This window comes from Streptomyces sp. NPDC104309, assembly GCF_055584025.1.
Genome location: NZ_JBVJMV010000005.1, coordinates 277,619 through 289,358, shown reverse-complemented (window position 1 = coordinate 289,358; position 11,740 = coordinate 277,619). Strand labels below are relative to the sequence as shown.

Annotated in this window: 12 protein-coding genes; 3 read left to right on the top strand and 9 right to left on the bottom strand. The window is 69.5% G+C overall.

Going from position 1 to position 11,740, the window contains the following annotated elements:
- Positions 1-4 precede the first annotated feature (4 nt).
- From nadD to ACZ68L_RS09775, 3 genes are all read right to left on the bottom strand, one after another.
- Positions 5-622, bottom strand: coding sequence for a nicotinate-nucleotide adenylyltransferase (nadD, locus tag ACZ68L_RS09785; RefSeq protein ID WP_469575673.1), 618 nt, complete (start codon positions 620-622; stop codon positions 5-7).
- Positions 623-660: 38 nt separating this feature from the next.
- A complete protein-coding gene (locus ACZ68L_RS09780; protein WP_469575672.1) occupies positions 661-825 on the bottom strand; it encodes a hypothetical protein in 165 nt (54 codons plus the stop codon).
- Between the two features lie 84 nt (positions 826-909).
- Positions 910-1,062 (bottom strand): hypothetical protein, encoded by a 153-nt coding sequence (locus tag ACZ68L_RS09775; protein WP_469575670.1) that lies wholly within the window; start codon positions 1,060-1,062, stop codon positions 910-912.
- A gap of 112 nt (positions 1,063-1,174) precedes the next feature.
- Here ACZ68L_RS09775 and ACZ68L_RS09770 point away from each other — a divergent pair, with 112 nt between their 5' ends.
- Complete coding sequence (locus ACZ68L_RS09770; protein WP_469575668.1) at positions 1,175-2,314, top strand: M48 family metallopeptidase; 1,140 nt, start codon at positions 1,175-1,177, stop codon at positions 2,312-2,314.
- On the opposite strand, the gene ACZ68L_RS09765 is transcribed toward ACZ68L_RS09770, so the two are convergent.
- The 5 genes from ACZ68L_RS09765 to proB all read right to left on the bottom strand — a co-directional run bounded on the left by ACZ68L_RS09765 (position 2,232) and on the right by proB (position 7,621).
- On the bottom strand, positions 2,232-3,368 hold the full coding sequence (locus tag ACZ68L_RS09765; RefSeq protein WP_469575666.1) for an SCO2583 family membrane protein: 1,137 nt from the start codon (positions 3,366-3,368) through the stop codon (positions 2,232-2,234). The genes ACZ68L_RS09770 and ACZ68L_RS09765 overlap by 83 nt on opposite strands.
- 425 nt (positions 3,369-3,793) lie before the next feature.
- Positions 3,794-4,396, bottom strand: coding sequence for an SCO2584 family spore wall biosynthesis protein (locus ACZ68L_RS09760; RefSeq protein ID WP_469575665.1), 603 nt, complete (start codon positions 4,394-4,396; stop codon positions 3,794-3,796).
- A 67-nt stretch (positions 4,397-4,463) separates the two neighbouring features.
- Positions 4,464-5,747 carry a glutamate-5-semialdehyde dehydrogenase gene (locus ACZ68L_RS09755; RefSeq protein ID WP_469575663.1) on the bottom strand — a complete coding sequence of 428 codons (1,284 nt, stop codon included), beginning with the start codon at positions 5,745-5,747 and terminating at the stop codon, positions 4,464-4,466.
- Positions 5,748-5,842: 95 nt separating this feature from the next.
- The gene (locus ACZ68L_RS09750) at positions 5,843-6,343 is read right to left on the bottom strand and encodes a hypothetical protein (protein WP_469575661.1); all 501 of its coding nucleotides are present in this window, start codon (positions 6,341-6,343) and stop codon (positions 5,843-5,845) included.
- A gap of 144 nt (positions 6,344-6,487) precedes the next feature.
- Entirely contained in the window at positions 6,488-7,621 is a 1,134-nt protein-coding gene (proB, locus tag ACZ68L_RS09745) for a glutamate 5-kinase (protein ID WP_469575660.1), read from the bottom strand.
- Between the two features lie 395 nt (positions 7,622-8,016).
- Here proB and ACZ68L_RS09740 point away from each other — a divergent pair, with 395 nt between their 5' ends.
- Positions 8,017-10,056 (top strand): glycosyltransferase family 2 protein, encoded by a 2,040-nt coding sequence (locus ACZ68L_RS09740; protein WP_469575658.1) that lies wholly within the window; start codon positions 8,017-8,019, stop codon positions 10,054-10,056.
- Positions 10,057-10,142: 86 nt separating this feature from the next.
- Positions 10,143-10,742, top strand: coding sequence for a dTDP-4-dehydrorhamnose 3,5-epimerase (rfbC, locus tag ACZ68L_RS09735; protein WP_469575657.1), 600 nt, complete (start codon positions 10,143-10,145; stop codon positions 10,740-10,742).
- 69 nt (positions 10,743-10,811) lie between these two features.
- Here rfbC and ACZ68L_RS09730 read toward each other — a convergent pair whose 3' ends face one another.
- Positions 10,812-11,606, bottom strand: coding sequence for an O-methyltransferase (locus tag ACZ68L_RS09730; RefSeq protein ID WP_469575656.1), 795 nt, complete (start codon positions 11,604-11,606; stop codon positions 10,812-10,814).
- Between the last annotated feature and the right edge of the window lie 134 nt (positions 11,607-11,740).

Here is an 11,740-nt window from a genome sequence, read left to right as displayed (position 1 = left end):
TGGCTCATTCGCCGCGGTACAGCTGGCGCTTGTCGATGTAGCGGACCACACCGTCCGGCACCAAGTACCAGACCGGATCCCCCTGCGCGACCCTCTCACGGCAGTCCGTGGACGAGATCGCGAGCGCGGGAACCTCCACGAGGGAGACCCCGCCCTCCGGCAGCCCGGGGTCCGCGAGCACATGTCCCGGTCGGGTCACACCGATGAAATGGGAGAGCGAGAACAGCTCGTCGGCGTCCCGCCAGGTGAGGATCTGGGAGAGCGCGTCGGCGCCGGTGATGAAGAAGAGGTCCGCGTCGCCGTGGATCGCGCGCAGGTCCCGCAGCGTATCGATGGTGTACGTCGGCCCGCTCCGGTCGATGTCGCTCCGGCTGACCGAGAACTGCGGGTTGGACGCCGTCGCGATGACCGTCATCAGATAGCGGTCCTCGGCCGGGGAGACGTTCTTGTGACTCTTCTGCCACGGCTGCCCGGTCGGAACGAAGATCACCTCGTCGAGGTGGAACTGGGCGGCCACTTCGCTGGCCGCCACCAGGTGTCCATGATGAATCGGGTCGAACGTCCCGCCCATCACGCCGATTCGGCGCTTTTCCCGGCCGGTAGGCATTTCCTGCTCTCCCATGCGTGCAGAGCCTACTGGCACAGCTGTACGCCTTTGCCTCAGCGGTCGCGGTTGAAGCGAGTGGTGATCCACAACAGGAGCAGCAGCACGGCGAACGCACCGCCCCCGGTGACGTACGGGCTGAGGCTTTCGTGGTTGCCACCGTGCTCGCCGCCCTCGGCGGCGAGAGTGACCAGCTGGTGCGCGGTGCTCGTGAGGCTCATCTTCGGCAGGACCTATCGATCGGGAGTCGGAAGGGAGACGTCGCGCACATCGTATGCGGGCGCCCCGGGCACGCTCACGCCGACTCAGTCGTTGTTGTCGTCGTTGCGGTATCCGCGGAGCAGGAACCAGGCGAGCAGGCCGGCTCCGACGAGCGAGGCGAGCAGCACGATACGGAGCGTGTTGCCGGGCCCCTGGTCCCCGGATGCGGCGGCGAGCAGAGCAACGGTGTGTGGCATGTCGGGCGTCTCCTCAGTTATCCACAGCCCCCCGCACACCGTAGCCCCAGCACCTACGCTGGGATTTGTCAGGGGGGCGAGCGACGTCTCGTACGAACAGGGGGCCCAATTCATGACCGAACGCAGCCACGAGAGTCACGAGAGCGTGCCGAGCAGGCAGCGCAGGCGATTCGCCGGAATCTCGTCCCGGGCCTACGAACACCCGGCGGATCGCTCGGCCCTGGTGGCCCTGCGCAAGCTGAGCGGTTTCGACACCGTGTTCAAGACATTGAGCGGTCTGCTGCCGGAGCGCAGCCTGCGACTGCTCTTCCTCTCCGACTCCGTCCGGGTGAGCGACGCGCAGTTCACCCATCTCAACGACATGTTGCGGGACGCCTGTTACATCCTGGACCTGGAGAAGGTCCCGCCGATGTATGTCAACCAGGACCCGCAGCCCAACGCCATGTGCATCGGTCTCGACGAACCGATCATCGTGGTGACGACGGGGCTGGTGGAGCTGCTCGACGAGGAGGAGATGCGGGCCGTCATCGGCCACGAGGTGGGGCACGCCCTCTCCGGCCACGCCGTGTACCGCACGATCCTGCTGTTCCTCACCAGTATCGCGCTGAAGGTCGCCTGGATCCCGCTCGGCAATGTGGCGATCATGGCGATCGTGACGGCGCTGCGCGAGTGGTTCCGCAAGTCGGAGCTGTCGGCCGACCGGGCGGGACTGCTCGTCGGCCAGGACCTGCAGGCATCGATGCGCGGTCTGATGAAGATCGCGGGCGGCAATCATCTGCACGAGATGAATGTGGACGCCTTCCTCGCCCAGGCCGACGAGTACGAGAAGGGCGGCGATCTGCGCGACTCCGTGCTCAAGATCCTCAATCTGCTGCCCCGCTCGCACCCCTTCACCACGGTGCGCGCCGCCGAGCTGAAGAAGTGGTCCGAGACCCGCGACTACCAGCGGATCATGGACGGTCACTACCCGCGGCGCGACGAGGACAAGGACACCTCGGTGACGGACTCCTTCCGCCAGTCCGCGGCCCACTACGCGGACTCGGTGCGGACCAGCAAGGATCCGTTGATGAAGCTGGTCGGCGACATAGCGGGCGGCGCCGGGGACCTCGGCGGCAAGCTCCGCGACAAATTCACCGGCCAGGGCGGCGGAGCCACCGGCAAGGGCGGCGCTACGGACGGCTCCGCGGGCTCTGCGCGGCCGGAGGAGCCCCGGAACCCTGATCAGCCTGAGCCGGGGTCCCCGGAGAGCTGACCGCCAGCATCCCGCAGACCGCCGCCGTGGGCCGGCCCGTCGCGTACGGGTCGGTGCCCGCGGGACCCTGAGAGGGGCCCCGCTGCCCGGCGAGCAGCGGCCGCAGCGCACCGGTGGTGTCCGTCGGGCACGCCTCCGGTCCGGCCTGGACGTAGCTGGTGCGCAGCTCCAGCCGGTGCAGCCGCAGGTCTTCCCGGTCGAAGCGGAAGTGCAGCTCGCGCCGCACCGTGAAGAGCGAGGCACCGCCCGCACGTTGGGGCCCCGAGGTGGCCGGGCGGAGCGTGTAGGTGAAGGTGTGGTCGGACACCACCTCCAGGGTGTCGGACCCTGTCTCGGTGTAGCTCAGGGTGCCCCGGACCCGTATGTCCGGACCGGCCAGCGCCACCTTCGCCGGGTCGAACCGGACCAGCCAGCCGGTCGCGGCGTGCTGTCCGTCGTCGTCCGGTCGGCTCATACTGCGGTTGAACTGAGCCATCTGGTCCGGGTCGAGCAGGAGTTCCACCGGCCGCACGGCGTTTCCGGTGAGGACGTCGGGGTCGAGCGAGGACGCCACCAGGTAGTCCTTGACCGTGGTCAGGGCCGCCGCCACCTCGCTGTCCGAGAAGTGGTCCGTCCCCCGGATCGCCGGCAGATTGATGCCTGCGGCACCATGTGCGAACTGTGCGGCGGGGCTCCGCGCGAGGAGGCCGGCAGCGGTTCCGCCAGGCACGGCGTCCCGGGGTGCCAGGGGTACGACGGTCGACCTCAGAAACTCGGCCCTTCGGCCGACGGGCGCGGGGTAGGGGTGGCGGAAGCCCATGTACACGGCCGTTCCGAAGGCCAGGGCGATGAGGAGGACCAGGGCGATGACGGCCCTGGAGCCCGCTCGCAGGCTCCGGGGCGGAAGACTGCGTACGGCGCGGGCATGGTCCTCCATGCGCTCCTCGGCGGAGAACTCCTTCAGCCGGGCAGCACGCACGAACGACTCGTCGAAGACGAGTGACCTGTACTCGTCCTCACCGCCGCCCGGCGCGTTCTCGGGCGGACCTTCTGGTGGTTCTCCGCGGTCTGCCATGACTTCTCCCGACTCCACGTCACCGACCGGGGCCGAAACGCTTCGCTCTGCTTCGGCCGAATGGCTTCGGACAGGGCCCGCCCGTCATGAACTCGCATGACGTCGCACGCCTACGCATACGGACGAGTGAGAAGCCCCCTCGGAGAGAGGGGTCACACCTTCAGGGTAGGTCGATTGGGACCTGGGTAAACGCCGAGCAGCAAGGGAACCACCAGAGAGTTGCCCCGGAGCCCGGGGAGCCGCCCTCCGAACGCTCTCCTGACGGTCGGAGCAGGAGCCGGAGAACGTCGTGGGGCCCTGGGAACGCGGGCGCGGCGGGCCCACGTGGGGCGCGCCATGCGCGTCGCGCGGGAGACGCGCCATGCGCGGGCCTCCGCGGGAGACGCGTCGTCGGGCCGGAATCTCCGCCGACGGGACCCACGTCCTCAGCCGGTGCGGGGAACCGCCGAGACCGTGGGACGGAGATGTCCGACCGAGGTCGACGGGATGGCGCTGGGAACGGGTCCCGGGGCGCTGTCCACGCCCGTGGTGGCGGGCGGCGGGGCGGGGTCCTGACGGCTGCCCGAGGTGTTGCGGTAGACGGCGCTGAAGGCCAGCGCGACCATTCCGATGCCCATCAGCACGGCGAGCAGCCACGCCACCGGCCGGTGCCAGCGCGCCGCACCCCGGTAGGGGCGCAGAACACCGCCGTGACGTCCGTAAGGGCCGCTGCCGTACGCGTCGTCGTCCGGGTCCAGCGGGTCGCCATAGGCGCTCCCGCGGCCGTACAGGCCGCCCGGCCCGTATCTCTCGTCGTGGAGTTCGTCGTCCAGCGGGCCGCCGCCCGCCCGCGCACGGGACGCCTCGGCCTCGGCGCGCGCCTGCGCGGCCGCCAGCAGCCGCTCCACCGCGGTGGGTTCATGGAACGCGGCGGCCCGTACGAAGTCCTCGTCGAACACCACGGAGGCGAAGTCCTCGTCCGCGCCCCCGCGGTCGTCGTCGGGCTCCCAGCCGTCCGGGAACGGCCTGCCCCCCACGTCGTCCGGCACGGCCCCAGACTAGCCCCGCCGGGTCGTTCTGGGCAGGGAGCCCGCAACATTCACCGCACCCGGACAGTCACCGCACGTGGCCGTCGCCCGTGACGATGTACTTCGTCGAGGTCAGCTCCGGCAGCCCCATCGGGCCCCTGGCGTGCAGCTTCTGCGTGGAGATGCCGATCTCGGCACCGAAGCCGAACTGACCGCCGTCGGTGAAGCGGGTGGAAGCGTTCACGGCCACCGTCGTGGAGTCCACCAACTGGGTGAAGCGTCGGGCCGCGGCCTGGGAGGTGGTCACGATCACCTCGGTGTGCCCGGAGGACCAGAGCCGGATGTGCGCGACCGCCGCGTCCAGCGACTCGACGACGGCCGCGGCGATGTCGTACGAGAGGTACTCGGTCTCCCAGTCCTCCGGCGTGGCCGCCACCACGGTGGCCTTGGACCCCTCGGCGTGTTCGAGGACTCGCTCGTCGCCGTGCACGGTCACCCCGGCCTCGGCCAGCGCGTCCAGGGCGCGGGGCAGGAACTGCGCGGCGACGTCCTTGTGGACCAGGAGCGTCTCGGCCGCGTTGCAGACGCTCGGGCGTTGCGCCTTGGAGTTGATCAGGATGTCGACGGCCATGTCGAGATCGGTCTGCGCGTCCACGTACACATGGCAGTTTCCGGTGCCCGTCTCGATGACCGGAACGGTTGATTCCTCGACCACTGTACGGATCAGCGAGGCACCGCCGCGCGGAATGAGGACGTCGACGAGGCCGCGGGCCCGCATCAGTTCCCGTACCGAATCGCGGTTCTCGCCCGGCACCAGTTGCACCGCGTCGGCCGGGAGACCGGATCCACCGACCGCGTCGCGCAACACCCGGACCAGCGCGACGTTGGAGGCGTACGCCGAGGACGAGCCGCGCAGCAGGACGGCGTTGCCCGACTTCAGGCAGAGGGCCGCGGCGTCGACCGTCACATTGGGCCGGGCCTCGTAGATGATCCCCACGACGCCGAGCGGCACCCGGACCTGTCGCAGGTCGATGCCGTTGGGCAGGGTCGAGCCGCGGACGATCTCGCCGACCGGGTCGGGCAGCGCCGCCACGTCCCGCACGTCGGCGGCGATGGCGCGGATCCGCTCCGGGGTGAGGGTGAGCCGGTCGACGATCGACTCGCTGGTCCCGGCCTCGCGGGCGCGGGCGACGTCCTCGGCGTTGGCCTCGACGATCTCGGCCGTCCGCACCTCCAGCGCGTCCGCGATCGCCAGCAGCGCGTCGTCCTTCGCCGCGCGCGGCAGCGGCGCGATGTCGGCGGCGGCGGAGCGGGCCCGGTAGGCGGCCTGGGCGACCGGGGACATGTTGTCGTACGGCGAGAGCGTGGTCATGCCCGCAGAGTAGTGCGCACACTGCGGGCATCCGTCACGTATCCCGTGATGCGAGACAACTGTCCAGAGCCGTCTCCCCGGGACCTTCTCCGCGCTCAGTACGGGTGGACGCCGACCGGGGCCGCCGGGGGCGGCCCGTATCCCTCGGCGACGCGCTGGTGGTACGTCTCGCGGTCGATGACCTCCAGGCCGACGATCTCCCAGGGCGGAAGCCCGGCGGTGGAGCGGTGTTCTCCCCACAGCCGCAGCGCGACAGCCGCCGCGTCGTGCAGATCGCGCGCCTCCTCCCAGTACCGGATCTCCGCGCGGTCGTCGGCGTATCGGCTGGTCAACAGGAAGGGGTGGTCGTGCGCGAGTTGTTCGAGACCGCGTCTGACCTCCTTCAGCGGAATCGCGGCGCCCGAGACACTGAGCGTGATGTGCCAGAGTCTCGACGGGGTGCGTTCCTCCCCCGCCGCCGTCGGCTCGGGTCCGGTGGTCCGGTCGTCCCTGCGGTCCACGGACCGGCTCCCGTCGAAGCCGGCACCTGCTCCCACGCTGGTCAGGGCCCGGCCACCCGTTCCTCGGGGTGGCGCCCCCGGGCGCGCTCGTCTCACCGGCGGCCTCCTGTGAATGCGTTCGCTGTGCTGTACCCCGCTGTGTCCCCGTTACAAAGTTGACCAGTCCGCGGCCGAGAATGGGGCGGTTTTGGTGAAGGTCTCCGTCCTGAGGCTGGACTTTCAGCCGTTTCAGGGGGTCTGTCAGGGGTGCAGGACGACGAGATCGTCCCTGTGTACGACCTCGCGCTCATATGCCGGACCGAGTTCCCGCGCCAGGTCGCGGGTGGAGCGGCCGAGCAGCTGCGGGATCTCCTTGGCGTCGAAGTTGACCAGCCCGCGGGCCACAGGGCGGCCTTCGAGGTCGCGCAGTTCCACCGGGTCGCCCGCGCTGAACTCGCCCTCGACCGACGCGATTCCGGCGGGCAGCAGCGAGCTGTGCCGCTCGACGACCGCCTGGACGGCCCCGTCGTCCAGGGTCAGTGAGCCCTGCGGGGTGGAGGCGTGGGCGAGCCAGAGCAGCCGGTCCGCCGAACGGCGTCCGGTGCGGTGGAAGTACGTACCGGTGTCACGTCCGGCCAGGGCGTCGGCGGCCCGGCTCGCGGAAGTGAGGACGACCGGGACTCCGGCGGCCGTGGCGATCCGGGCGGCCTCGACCTTGGTCACCATCCCGCCGGTGCCGACGCCCGCCTTCCCGGCGCTGCCGATGGTGACGCCCGCGAGGTCCTCGGGGCCGGCCACCTCGGCGACCCGCGACGTGCCCGGCCTGCTGGGGTCGCCGTCGTAGAGGCCGTCCACGTCCGAGAGGAGGACCAGCAGATCGGCGCGGACGAGATGGGCGACGAGCGCGGCGAGCCGGTCGTTGTCGCCGAACCGGATCTCGTCGGTGGCAACGGTGTCGTTCTCGTTGACGATCGGCAGCGCGCCCATGTCCAGCAGCTGGTCGAGGGTGCGGTAGGCGTTGCGGTAGTGGGCGCGGCGGCTGGTGTCGTTGCTGGTGAGCAGTACCTGGCCGACGCGTACGCCGTAACGCGCGAAGGAGGCGGTGTAGCGGGCGACGAGCAGTCCTTGGCCGACGCTGGCCGCCGCCTGCTGTCTGGCCAGGTCCTTGGGCCGGCGGTGCAGGCCGAGCGGGGCGAGTCCGGCCGCGATGGCGCCGCTGGAGACGAGCACGATCTCGCGCTCCCCGCCGCTTCGCACCTTGGCCAGTACGTCCACGAGCGCGTCGACGCGGTCCGCGTCGAGGCCGCCCGCCGCGGTGGTGAGGGATGAGGAACCGACCTTGACCACGATCCTGCGGGCCTCTGTGACGCCCTGCCTTGCCCCTGACACGTACATCCCCAATGATTCGGCCTCGCCCAGACCTCGCAATCTACGCGAGCGGGGGAAGAGGCGCCCGTGCGTTTCGCCCCGTGGACGCAGGGACGGTCCCGTTCCCGTCTCCGCCCGGCCACCCAGCCGCTCTGCCGCTCTGCCAGTGAGATCGACAGCCGCGTCGGCAGTCACATTCATTACACATATCAAATGATCAACTTCTCGACGCCATGCACCCGCCCCCGGCGATGAGACGGGGAATATCAATGCGCGCCGGCTGGTGCAACCATCAGAACGTCTCGCTCATCTAACAGCCGATAGGGTGCGTGGCGACGGCTCTCCCCCACATTCGGCAGTGGCAGTGTCGGCCCCGTATCTGCCACCATCTCCAGGGACCTACCAGACATGGGACAGCATCGATGCCAGTCAAAGTAAGTGTCGTCATTCCGGTATACAACCCGGGCAAGTACATCGACCCCTGCATCGACTCCCTCCTGAGACAGTCCCTCCCCGCGGAGGATTTCGAAGTTCTCTTCGTGAACGACGGGTCCACCGACGACACCCCCGAACGGCTCGAAAAGCTGGCGGTGGACCACCCGCATTTCCGGGTGATCACCATCCCCAACTCCGGATGGCCCGGAAAGCCCCGCAACATCGGTGTGGCCGAAGCGAAGGGCGAGTACGTCCAGTTCGTCGACCAGGACGACCATCTCGCCTCCGATGCCCTGCGCCGGCTCTACGAGATGGGGCACCGCAACGGCTCGGACATCGTCATCGGCAAGGTGGCGAGCAACTTCCGCGGTGTGCCGCACGGCGTGTTCAAGAAGAACCGCGAGAAGTGCACCCTGCGCGACGCGCCCCTCTACGACAGCCTCACGCCGCACAAAATGTTCCGTACGGAGTTCCTCCGCGAGAACAAGATCGCCTACCCCGAGGGCAAGCGCCGGCTCGAAGACCAGCTCTACATGATGCAGGCGTACTTCCCCGCCGAGGTCGTCTCGATCCTCGGCAACTACACCTGCTACTTCTATTCCCGGCGCGACGACGGCAAGAACGCCGGGTCGACCAGGATCGTCCCGGCCAACTATTACGGGAACCTCCGCGAAGTCCTGGACGTCGTCGTGGCCAACACCGAGCCGGGCCGGTTCCGGGATCTGCTGCTCCGCCGCTTCTACCGGGTCGAGATGTTGAGTCGGCTCAGCGAACCCGCGGTGGTCACGTACGAGCCCGAGTTCTTCGAAGAAATGTGCGACGCGATCAGGCCGCTGGCCATCGACTTCATGGGTGACGGTGCCCACGACGGCCTCGGTCCGCTGCTGCGGACCCGGTCCACGCTCCTGCGCAGGGACGACCGGGAGGGGCTGCTCCGGATCGCCCGGTTCGCCGGCTCGGTCAAGGCGTCGGCCCGTCTGGAGGAGTTCGCCTGGCAGCCGGACGGCCGCGTCGCCCTGACCGTGACCGCGCGGCTGGTCCACGGCGACGACGAGGCGCCGGTGAAGCTGCTGCGCAAGGACGGCCGCTACTTCCTGCACCCGGACATCGGCGGCGGGCTGCTGGCGGAGAACGAACTCCTGGACGTCACCGATGACTTCGACGGCTTCTCCGCCGAGCTGGCCCTGCGCAACCGCGAGACGGCCGTCGAGTGGCCCTGCCCCGCGACGTTCATCACGCGCGTCGAGGAACTCGGCGACGGGGCTTGCGAGATCGTCCTGCACGGCCACGGCCATGTCACTTCGGAGGCGGTCAAGGGCCGCGGTCGGGTCTCCCGCGGCTTCTGGGACATCTGGGTGCCGCTGCGCGGCCTGGGCCTGGTCCGCAAGGCCAGGCTGGGCGCCGACCGTGATCCGGACGTGGACCCCGCCTGCCTGCCGGCATCGCTCGGCTCGCCCGCCCGTGCCGTCATCCCGTACTTCACCGACCCGCACGGCAACCTCACGCTCGATGCGGGCCGCCGCAGCAAGAAGCTCGCCGCCTATCTGGACGGCCGTACGGTCCTGCGGACCCCGGGCCGTCGGCCCGAACTCCGGCTGGAGCTGTTCACCGCCACCACCACCGTCGCCTCGGACGCCCAACTGGTTCTGAGCCCGGCCGACGGCACCGGCTCGGTCGTGCACACGCTGCCCACCGTGCTGCACCCGGCAACGGGCCGGGCCCACCTCATCGTGCCCCGCCGCGCTCCCCGCGTCGCAGCGGGCGCCTGGAAACTCTCCGTCCGGCTCGACGGCGCGGAGGACCCCGTACTTAGTCTCTGCGACGTCACCGTCAGCAAGGGCGGCAGGATCCAACTGGATCCAAAGCTGCCCGCGGCCGCGGACACGGTCATGGTCGGCGTGGTCGCGCAACGCCGGAAGGCGACTCTGCATCGCGCCCTGCGCACGGTCGGTGGGCCCGTCGTGCGCAGGCTCCCCCCGCAGGGCCGGAAGCGCGCGCGCCGCCTCGCCGCCCGCCTCGCCGGCTGATCCACACCCGCGCATCCGTCGTGACCGCTGACGCGGCGGTCCCGTCTGCACCAGCACCACACACATCGGAACAAGGACGTGATCGCATGCGGCAGCTCTCCATCACAGGGGCCTGGGTGCACGAACCCAAGGTCTTCCCGGACAGTCGCGGCAGCTTCCACGAGTGGTTCAAGGCGTCGGAACTCAGCGACGCCGTCGGGCACACGCTTGAGCTCGCGCAGGCCAACTTCTCCGTCTCCGGCCGGGGCACCCTGCGCGGTGTCCACTTCGCCGATGTGCCGCCGAGCCAGGCGAAGTACGTCAAGTGCGTACGCGGCGCGGTGCTCGACGTCATCGTGGACATCCGGGTCGGCTCCCCCACGTACAAGCAGTGGGAGGCCGTCCGCCTCGACGACGCGGACCATCACGCCGTCTATCTCTCCGAGGGGCTCGGCCACGCCTTCATGGCCCTGACGGACGACGCGTCGGTCGTCTATCTCTGCTCCGAGGGCTACGCGCCCGGCCGCGAGCACGGCGTCAACCCGCTCGACCCCGAGCTCGGCATCGAGTGGCCGGAGGGGATCACCCCGCTGCTGTCCGAGAAGGACGCCGCGGCCCCCTCGCTGGCCGAGGCCGAGGCGCAGGGCCTGCTGCCCTCCTACGAGGACTGCCAGGCCTACTACGCCGAGCTGCGCGCCCGCGGCTGAGCCAAGGGCTCGCCGAAGCCCCCGTGGTCCGTACGGATCACGGGGGCTTCGTACGGTCCGGGTCCGGGCTCAGCCCGTCACGGCCTCGATGCGCTTGCGCAGCGGCGCGAACGCCGAGCGCGGGCGGCGCAGGTTGCGTGCGCGTGCCAGGGCCGGCCAGAAGTCGGCGCCGAGCAGTGTCTCGGGCTGGACGGCGTTCTTGCGCACCAGAACCTCGTCGGGAACGTCCTGCGGATCGGGAACGACGTACTCCTCGATGATCTTGTCGTACGCGTTCTTCAGGACGTCGCTCTCCGGGTTGGCGCCGAACACGGCGACGACTCCGGTCGGCGCCGTGTCCACCTCGACGACGACCAGATCGGGGCGGAAGCGGCGCAGCACCTGCACCACCTTGTACACGTCGCCGGTCCAGTACTTGGTGTGCCGGTCGCGGGCCGCCTCGTCGACATCGCGCGGCAGCATGTCGTCCAGCACGATCACGCTCGACCAGCGGGAGTGCTTCTCGACGTTCATGAAGTCACGCAGGGCGTACTCGAAGAGGTGCATGCCGTCGATGAAGGCGAGCTCCAGCTTCGGGTCGCCGCCGAGCACATTGAGCGGGTCGCGGCGGGCCAGGGCGCGGAACGGGTTGCGGCCGTTGCGCAGGTGCAGCAGCGGGTCCTTGCGGGCGAAGAAGTCGTCGCTCGTCGCCTTGACCAGGTGGACGTCGCAACTGATGTCCGTCACCACTCTGAAGGCGGGGTCGACGGCGACGGAGGGCACTCGCGAGAGGGCCAGGCTCCTGCCGTCGTTGACCCCGATCTCCAAATAGTTGCGAGGACGGTAGACACGGTGCAAATGACGCAGAAAGTCATGGCGGTTCACGTGGAGCAGCCCTTCGGAGAAAACCAACTGGTCTGGTCCCCGGCGAAGTTACCCCATGACCGCGCTGTGATGTAAGCGTTCTCCCCTATGTAAACCTTCGTTGTTCATTTCTTTGAAATTCAAATGGAGTCGAC

Coding starts and splice junctions, on each gene's coding strand:
- ACZ68L_RS09775 (WP_469575670.1), bottom strand. CDS start 1,062: ATGCCACACACCGTTGCTCTGCTCGCCGCCGCATCCGGGGACCAGGGG.
- ACZ68L_RS09755 (WP_469575663.1), bottom strand. CDS start 5,747: ATGACCACGCTCTCGCCGTACGACAACATGTCCCCGGTCGCCCAGGCC.
- ACZ68L_RS09765 (WP_469575666.1), bottom strand. CDS start 3,368: ATGGCAGACCGCGGAGAACCACCAGAAGGTCCGCCCGAGAACGCGCCG.
- rfbC (WP_469575657.1), top strand. CDS start 10,143: ATGCGGCAGCTCTCCATCACAGGGGCCTGGGTGCACGAACCCAAGGTC.
- ACZ68L_RS09780 (WP_469575672.1), bottom strand. CDS start 825: ATGAGCCTCACGAGCACCGCGCACCAGCTGGTCACTCTCGCCGCCGAG.
- nadD (WP_469575673.1), bottom strand. CDS start 622: ATGGGAGAGCAGGAAATGCCTACCGGCCGGGAAAAGCGCCGAATCGGC.
- ACZ68L_RS09740 (WP_469575658.1), top strand. CDS start 8,017: ATGCCAGTCAAAGTAAGTGTCGTCATTCCGGTATACAACCCGGGCAAG.
- ACZ68L_RS09770 (WP_469575668.1), top strand. CDS start 1,175: ATGACCGAACGCAGCCACGAGAGTCACGAGAGCGTGCCGAGCAGGCAG.
- proB (WP_469575660.1), bottom strand. CDS start 7,621: ATGTACGTGTCAGGGGCAAGGCAGGGCGTCACAGAGGCCCGCAGGATC.